The 22,971-nt window shown below is 71.2% G+C and carries 24 protein-coding genes; 20 read left to right on the top strand and 4 right to left on the bottom strand.

The annotated features are described in order from the left end of the window. The first annotated feature begins 5 nt into the window (after positions 1-5). Genes Q9S71_RS00215 through dapF form a run of 5 tightly spaced genes read left to right on the top strand, consistent with a single transcriptional unit; the run spans position 6 to position 5,242 of the window. On the top strand, positions 6-926 hold the full coding sequence (locus Q9S71_RS00215; RefSeq protein WP_311859941.1) for an ABC transporter ATP-binding protein: 921 nt from the start codon (positions 6-8) through the stop codon (positions 924-926). After that, entirely contained in the window at positions 923-1,801 is an 879-nt protein-coding gene (locus Q9S71_RS00210) for an ABC transporter permease (RefSeq protein ID WP_311859940.1), read from the top strand. The genes Q9S71_RS00215 and Q9S71_RS00210 overlap by 4 nt, the downstream gene beginning before the upstream one ends. 48 nt (positions 1,802-1,849) lie before the next feature. Then, a complete protein-coding gene (miaB, locus tag Q9S71_RS00205) occupies positions 1,850-3,406 on the top strand; it encodes a tRNA (N6-isopentenyl adenosine(37)-C2)-methylthiotransferase MiaB (protein WP_311859939.1) in 1,557 nt (518 codons plus the stop codon). Between the two features lie 4 nt (positions 3,407-3,410). Next, a complete protein-coding gene (gene miaA, locus Q9S71_RS00200) occupies positions 3,411-4,337 on the top strand; it encodes a tRNA (adenosine(37)-N6)-dimethylallyltransferase MiaA (RefSeq protein ID WP_311859938.1) in 927 nt (308 codons plus the stop codon). A 38-nt stretch (positions 4,338-4,375) separates the two neighbouring features. Beyond that, positions 4,376-5,242, top strand: a complete 867-nt coding sequence (gene dapF, locus Q9S71_RS00195) for a diaminopimelate epimerase (protein WP_311859937.1) — start codon at positions 4,376-4,378, stop codon at positions 5,240-5,242. A 14-nt stretch (positions 5,243-5,256) separates the two neighbouring features. Here the strand turns inward: dapF and Q9S71_RS00190 are convergent, their stop codons facing one another. Continuing rightward, a complete protein-coding gene (locus Q9S71_RS00190; RefSeq protein ID WP_217531371.1) occupies positions 5,257-5,898 on the bottom strand; it encodes a class I SAM-dependent methyltransferase in 642 nt (213 codons plus the stop codon). 78 nt (positions 5,899-5,976) lie between these two features. On the opposite strand from Q9S71_RS00190, the gene hflX reads away from it, so the two are divergent. Further along, the gene (gene hflX / locus Q9S71_RS00185; protein ID WP_064003198.1) at positions 5,977-7,491 is read left to right on the top strand and encodes a GTPase HflX; all 1,515 of its coding nucleotides are present in this window, start codon (positions 5,977-5,979) and stop codon (positions 7,489-7,491) included. A 12-nt stretch (positions 7,492-7,503) separates the two neighbouring features. Here hflX and Q9S71_RS00180 read toward each other — a convergent pair whose 3' ends face one another. Then, positions 7,504-9,402 carry a prolyl oligopeptidase family serine peptidase gene (locus tag Q9S71_RS00180; protein WP_311859936.1) on the bottom strand — a complete coding sequence of 633 codons (1,899 nt, stop codon included), beginning with the start codon at positions 9,400-9,402 and terminating at the stop codon, positions 7,504-7,506. Positions 9,403-9,612: 210 nt separating this feature from the next. On the opposite strand from Q9S71_RS00180, the gene Q9S71_RS00175 reads away from it, so the two are divergent. Further along, the gene (locus Q9S71_RS00175; protein ID WP_311859935.1) at positions 9,613-10,569 is read left to right on the top strand and encodes a methylenetetrahydrofolate reductase; all 957 of its coding nucleotides are present in this window, start codon (positions 9,613-9,615) and stop codon (positions 10,567-10,569) included. Further along, positions 10,566-12,890, top strand: a complete 2,325-nt coding sequence (gene metE, locus Q9S71_RS00170; RefSeq protein ID WP_311859934.1) for a 5-methyltetrahydropteroyltriglutamate--homocysteine S-methyltransferase — start codon at positions 10,566-10,568, stop codon at positions 12,888-12,890. The genes Q9S71_RS00175 and metE overlap by 4 nt, the downstream gene beginning before the upstream one ends. A 57-nt stretch (positions 12,891-12,947) precedes the next feature. Here metE and lexA read toward each other — a convergent pair whose 3' ends face one another. Then, positions 12,948-13,613 (bottom strand): transcriptional repressor LexA, encoded by a 666-nt coding sequence (gene lexA, locus Q9S71_RS00165; RefSeq protein WP_064003202.1) that lies wholly within the window; start codon positions 13,611-13,613, stop codon positions 12,948-12,950. Between the two features lie 277 nt (positions 13,614-13,890). Here lexA and Q9S71_RS00160 point away from each other — a divergent pair, with 277 nt between their 5' ends. The 6 genes from Q9S71_RS00160 to Q9S71_RS00135 are packed head-to-tail and all read left to right on the top strand — an operon-like array spanning position 13,891 to position 18,254. Next, complete coding sequence (locus Q9S71_RS00160; RefSeq protein ID WP_422880324.1) at positions 13,891-14,286, top strand: LysM peptidoglycan-binding domain-containing protein; 396 nt, start codon at positions 13,891-13,893, stop codon at positions 14,284-14,286. Positions 14,287-14,313: 27 nt separating this feature from the next. Next, positions 14,314-15,387, top strand: a complete 1,074-nt coding sequence (locus tag Q9S71_RS00155; RefSeq protein WP_311859933.1) for a histidinol-phosphate transaminase — start codon at positions 14,314-14,316, stop codon at positions 15,385-15,387. A 54-nt stretch (positions 15,388-15,441) separates the two neighbouring features. Next, a complete protein-coding gene (gene hisB, locus Q9S71_RS00150) occupies positions 15,442-16,053 on the top strand; it encodes an imidazoleglycerol-phosphate dehydratase HisB (RefSeq protein ID WP_311859932.1) in 612 nt (203 codons plus the stop codon). Further along, the gene (gene hisH, locus Q9S71_RS00145; RefSeq protein ID WP_217531365.1) at positions 16,050-16,694 is read left to right on the top strand and encodes an imidazole glycerol phosphate synthase subunit HisH; all 645 of its coding nucleotides are present in this window, start codon (positions 16,050-16,052) and stop codon (positions 16,692-16,694) included. Before hisB ends, hisH begins: the two co-directional genes overlap by 4 nt. 53 nt (positions 16,695-16,747) lie before the next feature. Then, positions 16,748-17,494 carry a bifunctional 1-(5-phosphoribosyl)-5-((5-phosphoribosylamino)methylideneamino)imidazole-4-carboxamide isomerase/phosphoribosylanthranilate isomerase PriA gene (gene priA / locus Q9S71_RS00140; RefSeq protein WP_217531364.1) on the top strand — a complete coding sequence of 249 codons (747 nt, stop codon included), beginning with the start codon at positions 16,748-16,750 and terminating at the stop codon, positions 17,492-17,494. Then, on the top strand, positions 17,478-18,254 hold the full coding sequence (locus Q9S71_RS00135) for an SseB family protein (protein ID WP_311859931.1): 777 nt from the start codon (positions 17,478-17,480) through the stop codon (positions 18,252-18,254). Before priA ends, Q9S71_RS00135 begins: the two co-directional genes overlap by 17 nt. 3 nt (positions 18,255-18,257) lie before the next feature. On the opposite strand, the gene Q9S71_RS00130 is transcribed toward Q9S71_RS00135, so the two are convergent. Next, a complete protein-coding gene (locus tag Q9S71_RS00130) occupies positions 18,258-18,656 on the bottom strand; it encodes a DUF1844 domain-containing protein (RefSeq protein WP_064003209.1) in 399 nt (132 codons plus the stop codon). Between the two features lie 210 nt (positions 18,657-18,866). Here Q9S71_RS00130 and infC point away from each other — a divergent pair, with 210 nt between their 5' ends. The 6 genes from infC to Q9S71_RS00100 all read left to right on the top strand — a co-directional run bounded on the left by infC (position 18,867) and on the right by Q9S71_RS00100 (position 22,949). Beyond that, positions 18,867-19,529, top strand: a complete 663-nt coding sequence (infC, locus tag Q9S71_RS00125) for a translation initiation factor IF-3 (RefSeq protein ID WP_082886179.1) — start codon at positions 18,867-18,869, stop codon at positions 19,527-19,529. A 47-nt stretch (positions 19,530-19,576) separates the two neighbouring features. After that, on the top strand, positions 19,577-19,771 hold the full coding sequence (gene rpmI, locus Q9S71_RS00120; RefSeq protein ID WP_064003210.1) for a 50S ribosomal protein L35: 195 nt from the start codon (positions 19,577-19,579) through the stop codon (positions 19,769-19,771). 32 nt (positions 19,772-19,803) lie between these two features. Next, entirely contained in the window at positions 19,804-20,184 is a 381-nt protein-coding gene (gene rplT / locus Q9S71_RS00115; RefSeq protein WP_064003211.1) for a 50S ribosomal protein L20, read from the top strand. A 96-nt stretch (positions 20,185-20,280) separates the two neighbouring features. Continuing rightward, positions 20,281-21,078 (top strand): TrmH family RNA methyltransferase, encoded by a 798-nt coding sequence (locus Q9S71_RS00110; RefSeq protein WP_311859930.1) that lies wholly within the window; start codon positions 20,281-20,283, stop codon positions 21,076-21,078. 164 nt (positions 21,079-21,242) lie between these two features. Beyond that, positions 21,243-21,962, top strand: coding sequence for an amino acid ABC transporter ATP-binding protein (locus Q9S71_RS00105; protein WP_197471643.1), 720 nt, complete (start codon positions 21,243-21,245; stop codon positions 21,960-21,962). Between the two features lie 60 nt (positions 21,963-22,022). After that, positions 22,023-22,949, top strand: a complete 927-nt coding sequence (locus Q9S71_RS00100; protein ID WP_311859929.1) for a glutamate ABC transporter substrate-binding protein — start codon at positions 22,023-22,025, stop codon at positions 22,947-22,949. Positions 22,950-22,971: the final 22 nt, after the last annotated feature.

The following is a 22,971-nucleotide window of genomic DNA, read 5'->3' as shown; positions in this document are numbered from 1 at the left end:
GTGCAGTGGCGATCGAGGTCGAGGGACTCGTCAAGTCGTACCGGGCGGTGCGGGCGGTGGACGGGATCTCGCTGACCGTCCCCGACGGGCAGCTCTTCGCCTTCCTCGGCGCCAATGGCGCGGGCAAGTCGACGACGATCGGATGCCTCACGACGCTGCTCCGGGCCGATGCGGGTCGCGTGCGGGTGGCCGGCCGGGACGTTGCGGCCGACGGTGAGGCGGTGCGGTCCGAGATCGGCGTCGTCTTCCAGCGCTCGCTCCTCGACGACGGCCTCACAGTGCGGGAGAACCTCGCCCTGCGGGCGACGCTGTCGGGCGTGTCCCGCAGGCGCTTCGGTGTGCGTCTGTCCGAACTGTCCGAGGTGATCGAGCTCGAGGACGTCCTCGGGCGACCCTACGGACGGCTGTCCGGCGGTCAGCGCCGCCGCGCGGACATCGCGCGCGCCCTCCTTCACGAGCCGGCGATCCTCTTCCTCGACGAACCGACGGCGGGCCTCGACCCCGCCAGCCGCGTCGCTGTCTGGGCCGCGATCGGCAGACTCCGCCGCGAGCGGGGACTCACCGTCTTCCTCACGACCCATTACATGGAGGAGACCGAGGAAGCGGATCAGGTCAGCATCATCGACGCGGGCCGCATCGTGGCCGAGGGGACGCCGACCGAGTTGCGCGCCCGGTTCAGCCGCAGCATCCTCACTGTGACGACCGACGACCCCGCGGCCGTGCTCGCCCATCCCGACGTCGACGCCGCGACGGTCGAACGCGACGGCGAGGTGCTGGTCGTCCCCGTGGCGGGCGCGGACCAGGCGCGCCGCATCCTCGCCGTCCTGGGCGACGGCGTGCGCGACTTCGAGTTCCGGCACGGGCGCATGGACGACGTGTTCCTCGCGCTGACGGGCCGACGGGACGAAACGGAGGAGGCGGCGTGAGGATCGTCGCGGCCATCGTGCGCCGCAACCTCACCCTCTTCTTCCGCGACCGCCTCAACGTCTTCTTCTCGCTGCTGAGCGGTCTCATCCTCTTCCTCCTGTACACGCTCTTCCTCGCGCGGCTGCAGGTCGACGGGCTCGAGCAGTCCCTGCCTCGCGCGAGCCGCGGCGAGATCGAGGCGTTCGTCGACAGTTGGATGCTGTCGGGCATCGTCCTGCTCACGACGGTCACCTCGGGCATCGGCGCCGTCTCGGTGTTCGTGGACGATCGGGCGACGGGGCGGTTCGGCGATTTCCTGGTCGCCCCGATCCGGCGAACGCACCTCGTGCTCGGCTACCTCATCTCCTCAGTCACCGTCGCCGTGCTCATGTCGGGGATCATCTTCGTCCTCACCGTCCTGCACCTCGGTCTCGTCCGCGGCGCGTGGCTGCCGCCGGAGCAGATCGCCGCTGCCCTCGGGGCGATGCTCCTGTGCTGCGCGGCGTTCACGACTCTCGGGTGCTTCGGAGCGTCGTTCCTCACGACGACCGGGGCCTACTCCGCGTTCTCCACCGTCGTGGGCACCGTGCTGGGGTTCGTCGCGGGCTCGTACATCCCGGTCGGCTCGCTGCCCGAGACCGTGGCCGACGTCATCAACGCGCTGCCGTTCGCGCAGGGGGCGATGCTGCTGCGGCGCCCCTTCACGGAGGGCACGCTTCAGGCGGTGACGGGTGGCGACACGAAGGCCGTCGCCGACCTCTCGGAGTTCTACGGCATCGACATCGCCGTCGGGGCCGCGACGGTGCCCGTGTGGGCGGCCGTCACGATCCTGCTGGCTGTGGCGGTCGTCTTCAGCGCGATTTCGGCGGGCCGCATCCGTTCGCTCCTGCGCTGAGCGGCGCCGCCTCCGGTACCGCGACGCGGCTCGTAGAATGGCCTGATCATGACCAGCCCTTCCGCTGCCCCCACCCTCATCGCCCCGTCCGCCGCCGCGCTCGCCGCCGACGGCCGGCCGCGCACCTACGAGGTGCGGACGTTCGGGTGCCAGATGAACGTCCACGACTCCGAGCGGCTCTCAGGATCGCTCGAGTCGGCCGGGTACGTGCGCGCCGATGCGGGGACCGAGGCCGACGTCGTCGTGATCAACACGTGCGCGGTGCGCGACAACGCGGCGGGCAAGCTGTACGGCACGCTCGGTCACCTCAAGAGCCGCAAGGACAAGCACGACGGCATGCAGATCGCCGTCGGCGGGTGCTTGGCCCAGATGGACAAGGATGCCGTCCAGCAGAAGGCCCCCTGGGTGGACGTGGTCTTCGGCACCCATAACATGGGGTCGCTTCCGAGCCTCCTCGAGCGTGCCCGCCACAATGGCGAGGCGGAGCTCGAGATCCTGGAGTCCCTCGAGGTGTTCCCCTCGACCCTCCCCACCAAGCGCGACTCCGCGCACAGCGGCTGGGTCTCCATCTCGGTCGGCTGCAACAACACGTGCACGTTCTGCATCGTCCCGAGCCTGCGCGGCAAGGAGAAGGATCGTCGCCCCGGCGACATCCTGAACGAGATCCGGCTGCTCGTCGAGGACGGCGCGATCGAGATCACCCTGCTCGGTCAGAACGTCAACAGCTACGGCGTCGAGTTCGGCGACCGGCAGGCCTTCAGCAAGCTTCTGCGCGCCGCCGGCGAGATCCCCGGTCTCGAGCGGGTGCGCTTCACGAGCCCGCACCCGGCCGCCTTCACCGACGACGTGATCGACGCGATGGCCGAGACCCCCGCGGTCATGCCGCAGCTGCACATGCCCCTGCAGTCGGGATCGGACCGCATCCTCAAGGCAATGCGTCGTTCGTACCGCAGCGAGCGGTTCCTCGGCATCCTCGACCGTGTGCGCGAGAAGATGCCGCACGCCGCGATCTCGACGGACATCATCGTCGGGTTCCCCGGCGAGACCGACGAGGACTTCGAGGACACGATGCGTGTCGTCGAGCAGGCGCGGTTCGCCGGTGCGTTCACCTTCCAGTACTCGATCCGCGAGGGCACGCCTGCGGCGACCATGCCCGACCAGGTGCCGAAGGAGGTCGTGCAGGAGCGGTACAACCGCCTCGTCGCCCTTCAGGAGCGGATCTCCCTCGAGGAGAACCAGGCCCAGCTCGGTCGCACGGTCGAGGTGCTCGTGTCCACCGGGGAGGGGAAGAAGGATGCCGCGACCCGCCGCCTGACCGGTCGCGCCGAGGACAACCGCCTCGTTCACTTCGAGGTTCCCGACGGATCGCCGACGCCGCGCCCCGGCGACGTCGTCACGACGGTGATCACCCACGCCGCTCCGTTCCACCTGCTCGCCGACAGCCCCGACGGCGCGCCGCTGCGCATCCGCCGCACGCGGGCCGGCGACGCGTGGGACCGCGCGCAGGCGGACTCCTGCGGCGTGCCCGCCCCGGCGGGGGAGGCGGGGCCCCGCGCGGTCTCGCTCGGTCTGCCGGCGCTGCGCACCGCGACGCCCGGGCTCTGATCCCGTGGGCGCGGCGCGCCTGTGGGCGATCGTCGGCGCGACCGGCACCGGCAAGACCGCGTTGTCGCTGGAGATCGCCGAGGAGCTGATCCGTCGCGGTCGGCCGGCAGAGGTCGTGAACGCCGACGCCATGCAGCTCTACCGCGGCATGGACATCGGGACGGCCAAACTGCCCGAGGCGGAGCGTCGCGGCATCCCGCACCATCTCTTCGACGAGTTCGACGTGACCGAGGATGTCGCCGTCGCGGTGTACCAGGAGCGCGCGCGGGCGGCGATCCGCGGGATCTTCGACCGCGGCGGCGACGCGATTCTCGTCGGTGGGTCTGGCCTCTACGTCTCGAGTGTCGTCTTCGACTTCCGGTTCCCGCCGCGCGATCCCGCCCTGCGTGCCCGTCTCGAGGCGGACCTCGACGCGCACGGCGCCGACGCGCTCCTCGCCCGCATTCGGGAGGTGGACCCGGATGCCGCCGGCCGTCTCGATCCGCGCAACGGCAGGCGCGTCGTCCGTGCCCTCGAGGTGCTCCTGCAGGGCGCCGACACGCATGGCGCCGCGCTGCCGGACGCGCCCGTGCTGTGGCATCCCGACACGACGATCGTGGGCGTGCATCTCGATCGCGGGGAGCTGGTGCAGCGACTCGACGAGCGCGTGCGCGGGATGTGGCGGGACGGTCTGCTCGCCGAGGTCGAGACGTTGCGCGCGGAGGGACTCGAGTCCGGCACGACCGCGCCCCGGGCGATCGGCTACGCGCAGGCCCTCGCGCAGCTCGCGGGCCGGATGACCGAGGACGAGGCGATCGCCGAGACCCAAGCGCTGACGCGGCGGTACGCCCGCCGTCAGGTGTCGTGGTTCCGCCGGTACCCCGGGATCCGGTGGGTGGATGCCGGGACGCCCGGCGCCCGCCTGGTGGCGGCGGCACCGCACTCGCCGTGACCGGCGTCCGTGCCGCGGCCCGCGCCTAGACTGGTCGGGTGTCGACGATCGCATTCACGAAGGGCCACGGGACGGGCAACGACTTCGTCGTGGTCGCCGATCCCGACGGCGACCTGCACCTGACCGGCGAGCAGATCGCCGCTCTCACCGATCGTCGCTTCGGCATCGGCGGTGACGGGCTGTTGCGCGTCGTGCGCTCCTCGGCCATCGACGCCGGCGCGCAGACCCCCGACGCCGAGTGGTTCATGGACTACCGCAACGCCGACGGATCCGTCGCCGAGATGTGCGGCAACGGGGTCCGCGTCTTCGTGAAGTACCTGCTCAGCGCCGGGCTCGCGACGCTCGCGCCGGGCGAGACCCTCCGCATCGGCACCCGCGCCGGCACCAAGACCGTCACCCTCGCCGACAACGGCTTCGAGGTCGACCTGGGCCTGTGGCGACCGACGGCGGACGAGGTCCTCGTTCGCGCCCGCGGGCTCAAGGTCGCCCGACCCGGTCTCGGCATCGACGTCGGGAACCCGCACGTCGTCGTCGCGCTCTCCAGCGAGGACGAGCTCGCCGGGCTGGACCTGTCCGTGCAGCCGCTCCTCGACCCGGAGCCCGCCGCCGGCGCGAACGTCGAGTTCGTCGTCCCCGAGGAGCCCCTCGTCACCGACGGCGTCGGCGCCATCCGCATGCGCGTGTTCGAGCGCGGCGTGGGCGAGACCCTCTCGTGCGGGACGGGGGTCGCGGCATCCGCGCTCGCCGTCCGTCACTGGGCCGGCACCGGTGCGCCGGACCGTTGGAACGTCGACGTGCCGGGCGGTCGCCTGGGCGTCCGGGTGGTCCGGACGGATGCGGGGGAGCGGGTGCTCCTCTCGGGGCCGGCATCCCTCGTCTTCTCCGGCGAGATCACCCTCGCCTGAGCCGGACGGCGACGTCAGGGGAGCGGGATCGTGCCTGTCGCGGGCGTGCCGTGGCGGCGCACCTTCAACACGCGGAAGCCGCGTCCGGTCGCCGCGCGGCTGACCGAATAGCCGCGGTCCAGCGAGGCGGCGAGCCAGCGCTGCAGCGAATCGGAGCCGAGGTTGCGCTGGACGACGAGCCACGCGTCGCTGCGTTCGGCGAGCCGGGGGATCCAGGTCTCGAGCATCCCGTGCAGGACGTCCTTACCCACCCGGATCGGAGGGTTCGAACGGATCGTGCGGAAGGCGACGCCCTCCGGAACATCTTCGGGCTGTACGGCGTTGACGTTGTCGAGGCCGAGTTCCTCCGCGTTGCGGCGGACGAGGTCGAGAGCCCGCTCGTTGACGTCCACGGCCCAGACCGTGGCGCGCGGGGCGTCGAGGGCGAGGGACAGCGCGATCGGACCCCAGCCGCATCCGAGGTCGAGCAGATGACCGCCGGCCGGTGGTGGGGGAGTGTTCGCCAGGAGCACCGCCGTCCCGCCGTCGATGTGGTCGGGACTGAACACCCCGCCAGCCGTCGTCACCTCGACATCGCGACCGGCGAGGGACACACGGATGCGGCGGAGGTTCTCAGAGCTGGACGGGGACGCGCTGAAGTAATGGTCGCTCCCCATGCGACGAGCGTAGCGGAGGCGGTCCCGGGCGCGGGAAGCTAGAGTTCACGGATGGCCGCGAGGCCGCGAAAGGATCACATGACAGACACCACCACCCCTGCCACGACGGACGAACCGGTGGACCCGGTCGACCGCGTGCTCGCGCGCGCCGAAGCGCGTTCGGGGGTGCGCGTGTTCGGCGCCGCACAGGCGTTGCAGGACGAGAGCACCGTCGCTTACGGCGACACCGACGGCGAGCAATGGGACCGCGAGGAGCGCGCCGCGCTGCGCCGCGTCCCCGGCCTGTCGACCGAACTCGAGGACGTCACCGAGGTCGAGTACCGGCAGCTGCGCCTCGAGAACGTCGTCCTCGTGGGCGTCTACCCGCAGGGATCGACGGAGGATGCCGAGAACTCGCTGCGCGAGCTCGCGGCGCTCGCCGAGACCGCCGGTGCCGTCGTCCTCGACGGCGTGCTGCAGCGGCGTCCGCACCCCGACCCGGCTACCTACATCGGCCGCGGGAAGGCCGCGGAACTGCGCGACCTCGTCGTCGCCGTCGGCGCCGACACCGTCATCGCCGACACCGAGCTCGCCCCCAGCCAGCGGCGTGCGCTCGAGGACGTCGTCAAGGTCAAGGTCATCGACCGCACGACCGTCATCCTCGACATCTTCAGCCAACACGCGAAGAGCCGCGAGGGCAAGGCGCAGGTCGAGCTCGCCCAGCTCGAGTACCTCCTCCCGCGCCTTCGCGGGTGGGGTGACTCGATGAGCCGTCAGGCGGGTGGCCAGGTCGGTGCCGGCGGTGCCGGTATGGGCTCGCGCGGTCCCGGTGAGACGAAGATCGAGCTCGACCGTCGCCGCATCCGCACCCGCATGGCGATGCTGCGCCGGCAGATCCGCGACTTCGCGCCCGCCCGCGACGCCAAGCGCGCCGAGCGCAAGCGCAACACGATCCCCTCGGTCGCGATCGCGGGGTACACGAACGCCGGCAAGTCGAGCCTGCTGAACAAGCTCACGAGCGCGGGTGTCCTCGTCGAGAACGCCCTGTTCGCGACGCTGGATGCCACGGTGCGCCGGGCCCAGGCCGCCGACGGACGCGTCTACACGCTCACCGACACCGTCGGGTTCGTCCGCAACCTGCCGCACCAGCTGGTCGAGGCGTTCCGCTCGACGCTCGAGGAGGTCGGCGATGCCGACGTCATCGTGCACGTCGTCGACGGGTCGCACCCCGATCCGGCGGCGCAGCTGGCGACCGTGCGCGACGTGATGGGCGACGTGGGCGCTCGCTCGACGAACGAGATCGTCGTCTTCAACAAGGCCGACCTCATCGACCCCGACACGCGGCTCGTGCTGCGCGGGCTCGAGCCGAAGGCCCACTTCGTCTCGTCCAGGACGGGCGAAGGCGTCGCCGAGCTGCGCGCGACGATCGAGGACGCCCTGCCGTTGCCGGCCGTCGAGGTCCGGGCGCTCGTGCCGTACGACCGCGGCGACCTCGTCAACGCGGTCCACGAGTCCGGTCACATCCTGTCGACGCGCCACGAGGAGGGCGGCACCGCCGTCCACGCGCACGTGTCGGAGCGACTCGCCGCGGAGCTCGCGCCCTTCACCCGCTGAGCGCGCCCGCGGTCAGCTGAGCGTGATCGCGGGGACGCCGGGCGTCTCGAAACCGAACACCTCGCCCAGGAAGGCGAGTTCGGACTCGAGCGCGTGGATGACGTTCTCCGCCCGTCGGAAGCCGTGCCCCTCGCCGTCGTACAGGACGTAGGCGTGGGGCACGCCCTTCGCCGCCAGCGCGTCCCGGATCGCTTCGGCCTGCGACGGCGGCACCACCGCGTCGTCGGCGCCCTGCAGCAGGAGCACCGGCACGCGGAAGCCCTCCGTGTGGCCGAGGGGTGAGCGTTCGAGGTAGAGCGCCTCGGCCTCGGGCAGGGGCCCGATGAGCCCGTCGAGGTAGCGCGCCTCGAAGTCGTGGGTGTCGGTCGCCAGCAGCCGCGCATCCCCCACCCCGTAGCGGGAGATGCCCGCGCTGAACACGTCCGTCCCGACGAGGGCGGCGAGGACGGTCCACCCGCCGGCAGAACCACCGGCGATCGCGATGCGGGCGGCATCCGCTCGTCCCTCCGCCGCGAGACCGGATGCCGCGGCCGCCACGTCGTCGCGGTCGACGACGCCCCACTGCCCCCGCAATCGTTCGCGGTAGGCGCGTCCGTACCCGGTCGAGCCGCCGTAGTTGACCTCGAGGACGCCGATGCCGCGGCTCGTGAAGAAGGTGATGCGGCTGTCGGCGACGCCGCCGACGTGCGCCGTCGGGCCGCCGTGCACGAGGACGAGGTACGGCGGCAGTTCGCCCTCGGGGGCGGCGAAGTCCGGGCTCGTCGGCGGGTGGTCGTAGGCGTGGACGCCGCCGTGCGGTCCGGGGACGGTCAGCGGGCGTACCGGCGGGATCCACTCCGCGCCCAGACCCGAGGGTGTGCCGCGGACGAGGCGCGCGCGTCCGTCCGGGGCGATCTCCCAGATGCCGGTGATCCCGGGGCCCGTCCCCGAGACGAGCGCGCGCGAGCCCGCCACGTCCTCGACGACGACGCGGGATCGTGCCGGCACGTCCGTCGCGGCGACGACGCCGTCCGCCCCGATCCGCACGACCTCGTCGGCACCGTTCGTGCGGACGGCGACGAATCCGCCGTCGGCGAGCGGGGCGTACCACCGCACGCCGAGCACCCACAGGCCGCCGCCGGTGTCCGCGTCCGCGGGTGCGACCGGCACGGATCCCTCGGGCGATGCCGCGTCCTCGCGGCGGAGGTTCCACCGCCCCGTCGGGTCGTCGACGAAGACGAGGCGGCACGCGGCATCCCATTCCGGCTGCAGCGGGGCGGTCGCGCCCGACGTCACCGTCCGCCAGGTCGACACGAGGCCTTCGTCGAGCTCCGCGACGCGGACCTGCGTGCGGTCCCACGGCATGTCCGGGTGGTCCCACGCGACCCAGGCGAGCCGCCGGCCGTCGGGCGACAGGGCGGGCTGAGCGAGGAAGTCGCTCCCGGTGACGAGCTCACGCACCTCGCCGCCCGAGAGCGGGATCGCAACGATCGACCGGCGGGGGACGGGGGAGTCGTCGTGGACCTCGCGGACGGCCAGAAGGGTGCCCGCCTGCCAGCGCAGGCCGCCGTGGCGGGCGCGGTCGTCGACCGGGGTGAGGGCCACAGGCTCGCCGCCGGGGCGCAGCATCCAGACGCGCTGGTCGGTCTTCTCGACGAAGAACAGACGGCCGTCGTCGGAGGTCGTCCACGACCCACCGCCGTACTCGTGCACGCGGGACCGGGCGCTCCAGGGCGCGGGCAGCACGTCGATCGCGGTGCCGTCGTCGGCCGCGCGGCGCACCGTCGTCCGGCCGCCCTCGTCGGGCAGGGACTCGCCCCACCAGATCTCGTCGCCGACGTACCGTGCGCCGTCGAACCGCGCGGCCGCGGCGGAGGCGTCGGCGGCGGACAGCGGCGAGATCCAGGAACCGTAGGGGGCGATCGTCGTCATGGCTCCACGGTACGCGGCGGCCGGATCGAAACCGGGCGTCACATGCCCGTCACGGCGCCGACCCGCGTGGCAGCATGAGGGCATCAACAGTGGCCCGGAACCCCGGGCCCGGAGCGACAGCCGAGCCCGGCACCCGCCCGCGATGTCCCCGCACCCGTGTGTGCGGTCCGCGGCCGCCAGGCCTTTCCGTCCCGTCTCCGGAGCACCGCCATGTCGATCATCCAGCCCCCGTCGGTCACGACGGTGCCGGTCTCGTTCGAGGTCTACCCGCCGCGCAGCGACGCGTCCTACGCCGCCCTCTACGAGACGATCGACCGGCTCGCCGCCGTCGACCCCGCCTTCATCTCCGTCACCTACGGCGCCGGCGGCTCCGGCGGCGGTCGCTCCCTCGAGGTGCTCACGCACATCCTGCGCGAGACGCGCGTCGAGCCGTTGGCGCACCTGACCTGCATCGGCAGCTCGTATGCCGAGGCGACGGCCCTCATCCGCGAGTTCCTCGACGCCGGCATACGCTCCTTCCTGGCGCTGCGGGGGGATCCGCCGGTGGGAGCCGGAGAGGATGCGGCGGCGCTCGGCGACCTCGAGAGCGCGGCCCAGCTGGTGCAGCTCATCGACCGCGTGCAGGCGGAGACGTCCCCGTACACCGAGGAGCCCATCCCCGGCGTCCCCGGTGCCGCCCGCGTCGAGCGGCGGCCGAGCGTCGACATCGCCGTCGCCGCCTTCCCCAACGGCCACCCGCGCTCGCGGTACCCCGCCGAGCACATCGACGCCCTCCTCGCGAAGCAGGCCGCGGGGGCGACCCTCGCGATCACCCAGTTGTTCTTCCACGCCGACGACTACCTTGCCTTCGTCGCCCGCGCCCGCAGTGCCGGGGTCGAGATCCCGATCCTGCCGGGCATCATGCCGATCACCTCGCCCTCCCGGCTGCGCCGCGTCATCGAGCTGACGGGCGAGCAGGTCCCCGGCACCCTCGCCGTCGACCTCGACGTCGAGCCCACCGCCGACGGTCGCCGCGAGATCGGTGTCCGATACGCCGCCGATCTCTGCCGGGCCGTCCTCGCGGGCGGTGCCCCCGGCATCCATCTCTACGCCTTCAACAACCACGACACCGTCCTCGCCACCCTGCGCGAGGCGGGCATCATTCCCCCGACAGAGGAGACCTCATGACCGCCTTCCCCGCCGGAACGATCCTCGGCTACCCCCGCATCGGCCGTCGCCGCGAACTCAAGCGCGCCGTCGAGGCCCACTGGAGCGGCGCGCTCGACGAGGCGGGACTCGAGTCCGTCGCCGCCGACCTGCGCCGGACCACCCGCGCCCGCCTCGCCGACCTCGGACTGGGTCGCGATGACTCGTCGATCCCCGAGACGTTCTCCTTCTACGACCAGGTCCTCGACGTCGCCGCGGCCGTCGGCGCCCTTCCCGAGCGGTTCGCGCACCTGCGTGCGGAGGACGGGTCGGTGCCGCTGTCGGCCCTGTTCGCCGCCGCCCGCGGTGTGGGCGAGGCCGCGCCGCTCGAGATGACGAAGTGGTTCGACACGAACTACCACTACCTCGTGCCCGAGATCGGCCCCGAGACGCGGTTCGCCCTCTCGAGCGATCGGTTCGCGCGGCAGGTGGCGGAGTCCGTCGCGGACGGATACGTCACCCGTCCGGTGCTCGTCGGCCCGGTCACCTTCCTCGCCCTCGCGAAGGGGACGGATGCCGCGGCCCCCGGCGCGCGCCCGCTGGACCGGCTCGACGACCTGCTGCTCGTGTACGTCGAGCTGCTCGCCGCTCTCCGCGCGGCGGGGGCGCAATGGGTGCAGATCGACGAGCCGGCCCTCGTGAGCCAGTCACTCGGGTACTCGGACGACGAACTCGCGACGGCCGCCGCCCGCGCGCTCGATGTCCTCACCGTCTCGGACGACCGCCCGGCCATCCTGGTCGCCGCCGGATACGGCGCGCTCTCCGCGCCCGCCTGGCGTGCGCTCGCCGCCTCCGCCGCCGAGGGCCTCGCGATCGACCTCACTCGGGGCGGCGTGCCGTCGCCCGTCGCGGGACTCGACGGCAAGGTGATCGTCGCGGGCGTCGTCGACGGGCGGAACGTCTGGCGCGGCGACCTCGCCGGCGCGGCGGACGTGCTCGACGCGGTCGGCGGGCTCGGTGCCGCAGCCGTCGCGGTCGGCACCTCGACGTCGCTGCAGCACGTGCCGCACGACCTCGCCGACGAGCCCGACCTCGATCCCCGCCTCGTGTCCTGGCTCGCCTTCGCCGATCAGAAGGTCTCCCAGGTGACGACCCTGGCGCGCGGGCTCGCCGACGGGCGCGACGCGATCGCCGGGGAGTTGGATGCCGCGACGGCCGCCCTCGCCGACCGCCGCTCGGCGCCCGGGGTCCGGGACGGCGCCGTCCGCGCCCGTGCCGGCGCGCTCACCCCGGCGGACCGGTCCCGCACCCCGTTCGAGGTGCGTGCCGCCGCACAGGACGCGGTGCTGGGTCTGCCGGCGCTCCCGACGACCACGATCGGATCCTTCCCGCAGACCGCCGAGATCCGCCGGGCGCGCGCTCGCGCGACGCGCGGCGAGATCGACGAGGCGACCTACGAAGGGTTCCTCCGTGACGAGATCGCGCGCGTCATCGCTCTGCAGGAGGACATCGGGCTCGACGTCCTCGTGCACGGCGAGCCCGAGCGCAACGACATGGTGCAGTACTTCGCCGAGAACCTCGACGGGTTCGCCGTCACCCGCAACGGGTGGGTGCAGTCCTACGGCTCCCGCGCGACGCGCCCGTCGATCCTGTGGGGGGACGTCTCGCGCCCCGCACCCATCACGGTGCCGTGGGCGGCCTACGCGCAGTCGCTGTCGGCCGCGCCCGTCAAGGGCATGCTGACCGGACCCGTCACGATCCTCGCCTGGTCCTTCGTCCGCGACGACCAGCCGCTCGGCGAGACGGCCGACCAGGTCGCCCTCGCGCTCCGCGACGAGATCGCCGACCTCGAGCGGGCCGGCATCGCGATCGTGCAGGTCGACGAGCCGGCGCTCCGGGAGCTCCTGCCGCTGCGGACCGCCGACCAGCCGGCGTACCTCGACTGGTCGGTCGGGTCCTTCCGGCTCGCCACCGCGGGCGCCGCCGACGAGACCCAGATCCACACGCACCTCTGCTACTCCGAGTTCGGGGTCGTGATCGACGCGATCGCGGCGCTCGATGCCGACGTCACGTCGATCGAGGCCGCCCGCAGCCGGGGTGAGGTCATCTCGGAGGTGGCGGCATCCGGATTCGCCCACGGCATCGGACCGGGCGTCTACGACATCCACTCGCCGCGCGTGCCGTCCGTCGACGAGGTGTCGTCGCTGCTCGAGCGCGCCGTCGCGGAGCTCGACGTCCGTCGCCTGTGGGTGAACCCGGACTGCGGTCTGAAGACGCGCGGGTACGACGAGACGGTCGCCTCCCTCCGCCACATCGTCGCGGCGGCTCGCGCGGTCCGCGCCGAGGTGGGCGCCGGGGTCTGAGGCCGCAACGAAGAGAGGGGATGCCGTCCGGCATCCCCTCTCTTCGTGTGCGCGCCGTCACACGGCGCGCAGGACCGCGACGACCTTGCCCAGGACGACCGCGTCGTCGCCGAGGATCGGCTCGAAGGCCGAGTTGCGGGGGAGCAGCCACGTGTGACCGTCGCGCTGGCGGAAGGTCTTCACCGTCGCCTCGCCGTCGAGCATGGCGGCGACGATCTCGCCGTTGTCGGCGGTGGCCTGCGAGCGGACGACGACCCAGTCGCCGTCGCAGATCGCGGCGTCGATCATCGAGTCGCCCGAGACCTTCAGCATGAACAGTTCGCCCTTGCCGACGAGCTGACGCGGGAGGGGGAAGATCTCCTCGACCTGCTGGTCGGCGGTGATGGGGACGCCGGCGGCGATCCGGCCGACCAGCGGCACCATCGCCGCGTCGCCGACGCTCGGGGCGACGTCCGCCGGGTTCTCGCCCGCCGAGCCCGGCAGATCGATGAGGACCTCCATGGCGCGCGTCTTGCCGGGGTCGCGACGGAGGTAGCCGCTCAGCTCGAGCTGGTTGAGCTGATGGGTGACGCTCGAGAGCGACTTGAGGCCGACGGCGTCGCCGATCTCGCGCATGCTCGGCGGGTATCCGTGACGGGCGATGGAGCGCTGGATCACCTCGAGGATGGCGAGCTGCTTGTCGCTTAGGCTCTTGCGCCGACGCGTCTGCGGCTTGTCGCTCATGTCGTTCCTTTCGTCACCCCGGGGTCCCTCCGGGAGCACTCGCCTTCGAATGTCGGAGGTTGGTGATGGGCTCTGGTCATCGAAACCGTATCCGGTGTCGATCGGATCGTCCCGTAGCCGACCGCGTGTCGTCTTCGATCGATCTGCGGACAACCGCACCCTTGACAGTCTACGAATATCGAAGATAGATTCGGAAGAGAACTTCGCACCCGTCCGTCCCGGCCGACGGGCGGGGGCGAAGATCTCATCTGACCGGGGTCACCCCGAGGAGGACACCATGAACTCGATCACCGCGACCACCAGCACCGCGACCACCATCACCACCGCGACTGCGCCTGTCGTGCGCACGCGCCTCCGGATGACCACGCGAGGCCGCCGTGTCCTCGCCACGCTCGCCGCGCTGCCCGCGGTCGTCGCTCTGGGCGTCGGCATCCTCTCCGGCGGTGGAGCTCTCGCCAGCGGCGACGCGGGGGCGTCCGCGGGGTCTTTCGACACCGTGACCGTGATGCCCGGCGAATCGCTGTGGAGCATCGCGCAGGACATCGCGCCCGACAGCGACCCGCGCGACGTCATCGACGAGATCGTCCGCCTCAACGCGCTGTCGTCCTCCGCGGTGGACGCCGGGCAGTCGATCGCGATCCCGGCCACCTACTCGGCGCAGGCGGGCGAGTAAGGCCGCGGCACGTCCTACGATGGCGGGGTGAGTGCCAGTCTCGACGACCTCCCCCTCCGCGACGACCTGCGCGGCAAGATCCCCTACGGAGCCCCGCAGGCGTCGCTGCCCGTGACGCTCAACGTCAACGAGAACACCCACCCGGTTCCCGAAGAGGTCGCGGACGACATCCTCGACGGCATCGCGCAGGCGCTGCGCGACATCAACCGCTACCCCGACCGTGAGTTCACAGCTCTGCGCGAGGGGTTCGCGGATTATCTGGGCCACGGTCTCGAACCGGATCAGATCTGGGCGGCCAACGGGTCGAACGAGGTCCTCCAGCACATCCTGCAGGCCTTCGGTGGGCCGGGGCGCTCGGCCTTCGGGTTCGCGCCGACGTACTCCATGTACCCGCTGCTCACGGGCGCCACGGGCGCCACCTACGTGAGCGGTACGCGCGGCGACGACTTCACCCTGTCCGCAGCGGATGCCGCCGAGCAGATCGAACGCGCTCAGCCGGACGTGGTCTTCCTCTGCACACCGAACAACCCCACCGGCACGCCGCTGTCGCTCGAGGTCATCGAGGCCGTCTACGAGGCCTCCCGGGGCATCGTGATCGTCGACGAGGCGTACCAGGAGTTCGCCCCGCGCGACGAGCCGTCCGCGCTCACGCTGCTTCACGACCGCGAGCGTCTCGTCGTGTCGCGCACGATGAGTAAGGCCTTCGCCTTCGCCGGGGCGCGCGTGGGCTACCTCGCCGCCGACCCCGCGCTCATCGACGCGCTCCGTCTGGTGCGCCTGCCGTATCACCTCAGCGCACTCACCCAGGCCGCGGCCACGGCCGCCCTCCGCCACGCCCCGACGATGCTCCGCATGGTCGACGACATCGTCGCGCAGCGCGACCGCATCTCGGCGACCCTTTCGGCGCTCGGGTACTCGCCGTACGAGAGCTGGTCCAATTTCGTCCTCTTCGGGGGCGTGGACGACCCGGCGGCGACCTGGCAAGGTCTCTACGACCGCGGCGTCCTCATCCGCGATGTCGGCCTGCCGCACACCCTCCGCGTCACGGCGGGCAGCGAAGACGAGTCGACGGCGTTCCTCGAGGCGCTCGCCTCCCTCTGAGCCGACGTCCGTCACGGGCGCGGTCGGCCCATCATGCCTCGGTAGACTCGGGGCATGAGCACCCCTGCGCCCCGCACCGCCTCTGTCCGGCGGGCGACCAGCGAGTCGACCATCGAGCTCGAGCTCGACCTCGACGGCACCGGTCGGAGCTCGATCGACACGACCGTGCCGTTCTTCGACCACCTGCTCACGGCGTTCGCGAAGCACTCGCTCACAGACCTGACGGTCCGCGCGACGGGCGACACGCACATCGACGCGCACCACACCGTCGAGGACACGGCCATCGTGCTCGGCCAGGCGATCCGTCAGGCACTGGGCGACAAGTCCGGCATCTCGCGGTACGGCGATGCGCTCGTGCCGCTCGACGAGGCGCTGGCGCAGGCGGTCGTCGACATCAGCGGCCGCCCCTACCTCGTCCACTCGGGTGAGCCGGCGGGTTACGAGTTCCACCTCATCGGCGGCCACTTCACCGGCTCGCTCGTGCGCCACACCTTCGAGGCGATCGCCTTCCACGCCGGCCTGACCATGCACGTGACCCTCGTCGCCGGCCGCGATCCGCACCACATCGCCGAGGCGGAGTACAAGGCCTTCGCCCGCGCGTTCCGGCAGGCGAAGGCGCTCGATCCCCTCGTCGCCGGCATCCCGAGCACCAAGGGTGCCCTGTGACGGATGCACCGCTCGTCGCGGTCCTCGACTACGGCTCCGGCAACGTCCACTCGGCCGTCAAAGCGCTCAGCGAAGCGGGCGCCGATGCGCGGCTGACGAAGGATCGCGGCCTGATCGCCGACGCCGCCGGACTCCTCGTCCCGGGCGTCGGGGCCTTCTCCGCCGTCATGTCGGCCTTGCGCGCGAGCCGCGGCGACGAGCTCATCGGTCGACGTCTCGCCGGGGGGATGCCGGTCCTCGGCATCTGCGTCGGGATGCAGGTGATGTTCGAGCTGGGCGTCGAACGCGGTGTCGACACCGAGGGGCTGGGGGAGTGGCCGGGCGCGGTCACCGAGCTGCAGGCACCGGTGCTGCCCCACATGGGCTGGAACACCGTCCGCGCCGGCGAGGGGTCGACGCTCTTCGCCGGACTCGAGGACGAACGCTTCTACTTCGTGCACTCCTACGGCGCGCAGGACTGGACCCTCGACGTCATCAAGCCGTTCCGCGAGCCGGTGCTCACCTGGTGCGACTACGGGGCGCCGTTCCTCGCCGCCGTCGAGAACGGCCCGCTGTCGGCGACGCAGTTCCACCCCGAGAAGTCTGGCGCGGCCGGCATCCGTCTGCTGTCGAACTGGATCGGGTCGCTTCCCGCGTCCTAGTAACGTGTCCCTCTGTGCGCGCGCCCGGTGCGCACATCGTCCCACCCGGAGCCATGAACGAATTCGCATCCACGCCCGAACTGATCCTGCTGCCCGCTGTGGACGTCGCCGACGGCAAGGCCGTCCGACTGACGCAGGGTGAGGCCGGCACCGAGACGAGCTATGGCGACCCCGTCGACGCAGCCCAGGAGTGGGCGCGCCAGGGGGCCGAGTGGATCCACCTCGTCGACCTCGACGCCGCGTTCGGTCGCGGGTCGAACGCGACCCTGCTGCGCAAGGTCATCAAGTCGCTCCGCGGGGTGAAGGTCGAGCTCTCGGGCGGCATCCGCGACGACGAATCGCTCGACGCGGCGCTCGACTCCGGTGCCACGCGCATCAACCTCGGCACCGCGGCGCTCGAGAACCCGGAGTGGGCGGCCGACGTCATCCTGCGCTACGGCGAGGCGATCGCCGTCGGCCTCGACGTCCGGGGCACCACGCTCGCGGCGCGCGGATGGACCCGCGACGGCGGCGACCTGTGGCAGGTGCTGGACCGCCTCGAGGATGCCGGGTGCAGCCGCTACGTCCTCACCGACGTGACGAAGGACGGCACGCTGCAGGGTCCGAACATCGAGCTGCTGCGCGAGGTCGCCGTCCGCACCGACAAGCCCGTCGTCGCCTCCGGTGGCATCTCGAGCCTCGACGACATCGCGGCGCTGCGCGAACTCGTCCCCCTCGGCGTCGAGGGCGCCATCGTCGGCAAGGCCCTGTACGCCGGCGCGTTCACGCTGGCCGAGGCGCTGGATGTCGCCGGACACTGACCCGCACGCGCACTCGGCGGATTCCGCCGGCGTGCCTTGGGAGGGGCGGAGCTTCCAGCCCAACCCCCACAGCGGCGACGACGGCAGCGCCGACCCCGCGCTGCTGGCCGCCCTCACCGCGTTCCACGCGGGGGAGGGGGATGCCGCGGCGGTCGTCGAGGCGTATCGCACGGCACGCCTGCTGATCCCCCTCGTCGCCGAGAAGGGCGAAGAGGGTATCGGGCCGACGGGCCTCACCGTCGACAAGACGCAGGAGCTCTCGATCGTCACTGTCGCCGCGCCGGACGGGCGCCGCGTCCTGCCGGTGTTCTCCTCCGTGCAGGCGATGTCGCGGTGGGATGCCGCGGCCCGTCCGGTCCCCGCCGACGGCGTCCGCACGGCGCTGTCGGCCGCCGCGGACGACACCGACCTCATCGTGATCGACCCCGGCAGTGAGACCGAGTTCGTCCTGCGTCGTCCGGCGGTCTGGGCGATCGGTCAGGGGCAGAGCTGGGAGCCGCCGCACACCTCGCCCGAGGTGTTCGCCGGCCTGCAGGAGTCGATCGGCACCGAGCTCGGTGTGCTCGACCTGTCCGTTGCGACGGGCGACCCGCACTCGCGGCTGCGCGGTCCGGAGCTGATCGTCAGTCTCCACCTCGTGGACGGCCTGGATCAGGCGGCGCTCGACGCGATCCTGCAGCGTCTGGCTTCGCGATGGGCCGCGGATGACCGCGTCGCGGTCCTGGTGGACTCGCTGACGGTCAAACTCGTGCGCGCCTGATCGTCAAGTGACGGGGCCGGTCCACTTCTCGCCGGGCCCCTTGCCGATCGGGTCGGGGATGCTGGATGCCTCGCGGAAGGCGAGCTGCAGTGTGCGCAGCCCGTCGCGGAGGGATCGGGCGTGCATGTCGCTCACCTCGGGGGCGGCGGCGGTGATGAGGCCGGCGAGGGCGTTGATGAGCTTGCGCGCCTCGTCGAGGTCCTTCTGGGTGTCGGGGTCGTCGGCGAGGCCGAGCTTCACGGCCGCGGCGCTCATGAGGTGCACCGAGGTGGTCGTGATCACCTCGACGGCGGGGACGTCCGCGATGTCCCGCGTGGCGGACTGTGCGACCCGCTCCTGCTCGTCCCAGCGCGAGAGGCGCTCGGGGTCGTGGTCGCTGTGGTCGGCCGGAATAGTGCTCACGTGCTGCTCTCTGCTAGACTTCTGCGGGCACCGGAGTGTTCTGCTCCGTGTCGAAAGAGGATCACATCCCACCCGCGCTTGCCGCTCCAGGCTACCGGGTCCCGCACTCCGCCTCGTTCCGCGAGGTTGTCCAGGGTGCAGAACACAGAACGCCGATGCGTGCATCGTGCGGGGTGGACGTGACGATCTTCCGCCCGGCGACACATTTCCGTGTCACCGGAGGCCGTCCACCGCACGAAAGAGGAGTTCCGCATCAGCGATCCCCGCACCAATGACCGCATCCGCGTCCCCGAGGTCCGCCTCGTCGGACCCGCGGGTGAGCAGGTCGGCGTCGTCCGCATCGAGGTGGCCATGCGCCTGGCCCAGGAGGCCGACCTCGATCTCGTCGAGGTAGCCCCGAACTCGAAGCCGCCCGTGGTCAAGATCATGGATTACGGCAAGTTCAAGTACGAGGCTGCGCAGAAGGCCAAGGAAGCGCGGCGCAATCAGGCGAACACCGTCCTCAAGGAGGTCCGGTTCCGTCTGAAGATCGAGGCGCACGACTACATCACCAAGCTCAAGCGCGCGGAGGGCTTCCTCCAGGCCGGCGACAAGGTGAAGGCGATGATCCTGTTCCGCGGTCGCGAGCAGTCGCGTCCCGAGCAGGGTGTGCGTCTGCTCCGCAAGTTCGCGGAGGACGTCGCGGAGTTCGGCACCGTGGAGTCCAACCCCACGATCGACGGCCGCAACATGGTGATGGTGGTGGCTCCCCACAAGAACAAGTCCGAGGTCAAGACCGAGCAGAACGCGGCCCGCGCCGCGACGAAGCAGGCCGCCCGCGAGGCGCGCACCGGTCAGGCCGACGAGACCCCCGCCTCCGCTCCGGCGGAGTAAGCGGCCCCAGACCCCCGCCCGGCGGGAACCACAACGAAGGAAGAGATATGCCCAAGCAGAAGACCCACTCGGGCGCCAAGAAGCGCTTCAAGGTCACCGGCAGCGGAAAGATCAAGAAGCAGCAGGCGAACCTCCGTCACAACTTCGAGGGCAAGCCCACGAAGCGCACCCGCCGCCTGTCCGCCGACAAGATCCTGGCTCCCGGCGACGCCAAGGTCGCCAAGAAGCTCCTCGGCCTCTGAGCGCCGACGCAACACCCTAGGAAGTAGAAGAAATGGCTAGAGTCAAGCGGGCTGTCAACGCCCACAAGAAGCGTCGCGTCATCCTCGAGCGCGCCTCCGGTTACCGCGGACAGCGTTCGCGTCTGTACCGCAAGGCGAAGGAGCAGGTCACCCACTCGCTCGTCTACGCGTACCGCGACCGTCGCAAGCGCAAGGGCGACTTCCGTCGCCTCTGGATCCAGCGCATCAACGCCGCTGCCCGCCAGAACGGCATCACGTACAACCGCTTCATCCAGGGCCTCGGCCTCGCGGGTGTCCAGGTCGACCGCCGCATGCTCGCCGAGCTCGCGGTCAACGAGCCGGCCGTCTTCGCGTCGCTCGTCGCCACGGCGAAGGCTGCGCTGCCGGCCGACGTCAACGCCCCCAAGGCCTGATCGCCTCAGCATCCGTGAGAAGGCGTCCTCTTCGGAGGGCGCCTTTTCGCGTTCCCGGATGCCGGTGCTCGCCGCGCGCCGCCCTACACTGAGAGCGTGCTCGAGAACCCACGTTCACCGCGCGTCCGCGCGGTCGCGAAGCTGACGAAGCGCACGGCGCGGCAGGAGACCGGCCTCTACCTCCTCGAGGGCCCGCAGGCCGCCCGGGAGGCTCTGCTCTGGCGGCCGGACACCCTGCTCGAGCTGTATGCGACCCCGACGGCATGGGACAAGCATCAGGACATCCGCGATGCGGCATCCGAGGTCGGTGTCGAGGTGGCCTTCGCGAGCGAGCAGGTCATCGACGCCATGGCCGACACCGTGACGCCCCAGGGCATCGTGGCCGTCGCCCGCCAGGTGCCGACCTCGGTGCGCGACGTCTTCGACGGCGAGCCCCGCCTCATCGTGATCTGCGAGGAGGTGCGCGACCCGGGCAACCTCGGGACGATCATCCGAGCGGCGGATGCCGTCGGTGCCGACGCGGTCATCCTCACCGGGCGCACGGTGGACCCCTTCAACCCCAAGGTCGTCCGCGCGACGACCGGTTCGCTCTTCCACCTGCCCGTCGCGGTGGGGGTGGACCTCGCGGATGCGACGGGGCGGGCACGCTCCGCGGGTCTGCGCATCGTCGCGGCCGACGTCGGGGGAGAGGACTTCGTCGATCACCGCGCGACCCTGGCGGAGCCGACCGCGTGGGTCTTCGGGAACGAGGCGCGCGGACTCGACGAGGACGCCCTCCAGCTCGTGGACCTGTCGCTCCGGCTGCCCATCTACGGCCGCGCCGAGTCGCTGAATCTCGCGACGGCGGCGAGCGTCTGCCTCTACGAATCGGCTTTCGCGCAGCGCGCGACCTGAAGCGATCATTCGCGGGGGTTGATTACGGAACTGTAAACCCCGCGGCATCCGCTCGTTCACCGGGGCGGGCGTTGCCTAGGGTGAGTTCCATGACCACTCCTGCTGCCGATCCCGCGCCGCGCACGTCGAACATCGACGTTCGTCGAGGCGAGCCGCTCGTCGTCATGTCCGACGTGCAGAAGCACTACGGCGACTTCCAGGCGCTCACCGACATCAACCTGTCGGTGAACCGCGGCGAGGTCGTCGTCGTGGTCGGTCCGTCGGGGTCCGGTAAGTCGACGCTCTGCCGCACGATCAACCGTCTCGAGACGATCACCAGCGGCCGCATCACGATCGACGGAGCCGATCTCCCTGCGGAGGGTAAGGCACTCGCCGCGCTCCGTGCCGACGTCGGCATGGTCTTCCAGTCCTTCAACCTGTTCTCGCACCTGACGATCCTCGACAACGTGACGCTCGGGCCGATCAAGGTGAAGGGCATGAAGAAGGCGGATGCCGAGAAGCTCGCTCGTGAGCTGCTCGACCGCGTGGGCGTCGGCCACCAGGCCGACAAACTGCCCGCGCAGCTCTCCGGCGGCCAGCAGCAGCGCGTGGCGATCGCCCGTGCGCTCGCGATGAAGCCGAAGGTGATGCTCTTCGACGAGCCGACGTCCGCGCTCGACCCCGAGATGATCAACGAGGTCCTCGACGTCATGGTCGGCCTCGCGCAGGACGGGATGACGATGATCGTCGTCACCCACGAGATGGGCTTCGCCCGCAAGGCGGCGGACCGCGTGGTCTTCATGGCGGACGGGCAGATCGTCGAGGAGGCCGCGCCGCAGGAGTTCTTCACGAACCCGAAGAGCGATCGCGCGAAGGACTTCCTCTCGAAGCTCATCACCCACTGAGACGTCCGCGCCCTGCACCGGCGCGACGAACGAAGCACGACACGAAACCAGGAGGATCACATGCGTAAGACTCGACTCGCCGGCACGTTCGCCGGCATCGCGATCGCGGCACTCGCGCTCGCCGGCTGCAACAGCGGCAGCCCCGCCGCTCCCGGCGCCGAGGGCGGCACCGGCGGTAACGGCGGCGAGGGCGCTGAGGGCAGCGAGGCCCTCTGGGAGGTCGCCAGCGACGTGTCGCTCGACGGCAGCCCCACCTTCGACGCCATGACGGCACGAGACGGCGTGATCGTCGGCGTCAAGGAGGACCAGCCTGGTCTCGGATTCCTCGACGCCACGACGAACGAGCGCTCGGGCTTCGACGTCGACATCGCGCGTTGGATCGCGGCATCCCTCGGGTACGACGAGGACCAGATCGAGTACAAGGCGATCGCGTCCGCGAACCGCGAGCAGTCGATCGTGAACGGCGATGTCGACTACTACGTCGGTACCTACTCGATCACCGACTCCCGCAAGGAGCAGATCGACTTCGCCGGCCCGTACTTCACCACGGGTCAGGGTCTCCTCGTCGCCGCGGACAGCGACATCGCGAGCGAGGACGACCTCAGCGCCGACACGACGGTGTGCTCCGCGACCGGTTCGACGCCGATCCAGAACATCAAGGACAACTACCCCGACGTGCCGACCGAGGAGTTCGACCTCTACTCGGCATGTGTCGATGCGCTGATCAACGGCACCGTCGACGCCGTCACGACCGACCAGGCGATCCTCATCGGCTACGCGGCGCTGTACCCGAACGACGTCAAGGTCGTGGGGGAGCCCTTCAGCGAGGAGAACTACGGCGTGGGTCTGCGCAAGGGTGACGACGCCCTCCGTGCGCACATCAACGACCTCTTCACCGAGGGCGGCGACACGTGGCAGGCGATCTTCGACAAGAACCTCGGCGAATCCGGGATCACCGTCGAGCAGCCCGCTGTCGACGCGTACTGAATCACGCTGACACCATGATCCG

The sequence above is a fragment of the Microbacterium gawkjiense genome (assembly GCF_031932225.1).
Lineage (GTDB): Bacteria > Actinomycetota > Actinomycetes > Actinomycetales > Microbacteriaceae > Microbacterium > Microbacterium gawkjiense.
Note: the sequence above shows the minus strand (reverse complement) of the source record. Positions and strands in the feature narration are given on the sequence as shown.

Bases quoted from the DNA above. Each gene is read 5' to 3' on its own strand.
- miaB (WP_311859939.1), top strand. From the start codon at position 1,850: ATGACCAGCCCTTCCGCTGCCCCCACCCTCATCGCCCCGTCCGCCGCC.
- rplT (WP_064003211.1), top strand. From the start codon at position 19,804: ATGGCTAGAGTCAAGCGGGCTGTCAACGCCCACAAGAAGCGTCGCGTC.
- hisB (WP_311859932.1), top strand. From the start codon at position 15,442: ATGAGCACCCCTGCGCCCCGCACCGCCTCTGTCCGGCGGGCGACCAGC.
- Q9S71_RS00190 (WP_217531371.1), bottom strand. From the start codon at position 5,898: ATGGGGAGCGACCATTACTTCAGCGCGTCCCCGTCCAGCTCTGAGAAC.
- Q9S71_RS00175 (WP_311859935.1), top strand. From the start codon at position 9,613: ATGTCGATCATCCAGCCCCCGTCGGTCACGACGGTGCCGGTCTCGTTC.
- hflX (WP_064003198.1), top strand. From the start codon at position 5,977: ATGACAGACACCACCACCCCTGCCACGACGGACGAACCGGTGGACCCG.
- priA (WP_217531364.1), top strand. From the start codon at position 16,748: ATGAACGAATTCGCATCCACGCCCGAACTGATCCTGCTGCCCGCTGTG.
- rpmI (WP_064003210.1), top strand. From the start codon at position 19,577: ATGCCCAAGCAGAAGACCCACTCGGGCGCCAAGAAGCGCTTCAAGGTC.
- lexA (WP_064003202.1), bottom strand. From the start codon at position 13,613: ATGAGCGACAAGCCGCAGACGCGTCGGCGCAAGAGCCTAAGCGACAAG.
- Q9S71_RS00105 (WP_197471643.1), top strand. From the start codon at position 21,243: ATGTCCGACGTGCAGAAGCACTACGGCGACTTCCAGGCGCTCACCGAC.
- Q9S71_RS00135 (WP_311859931.1), top strand. From the start codon at position 17,478: ATGTCGCCGGACACTGACCCGCACGCGCACTCGGCGGATTCCGCCGGC.
- metE (WP_311859934.1), top strand. From the start codon at position 10,566: ATGACCGCCTTCCCCGCCGGAACGATCCTCGGCTACCCCCGCATCGGC.
- Q9S71_RS00160 (WP_422880324.1), top strand. From the start codon at position 13,891: ATGAACTCGATCACCGCGACCACCAGCACCGCGACCACCATCACCACC.
- Q9S71_RS00180 (WP_311859936.1), bottom strand. From the start codon at position 9,402: ATGACGACGATCGCCCCCTACGGTTCCTGGATCTCGCCGCTGTCCGCC.
- Q9S71_RS00100 (WP_311859929.1), top strand. From the start codon at position 22,023: ATGCGTAAGACTCGACTCGCCGGCACGTTCGCCGGCATCGCGATCGCG.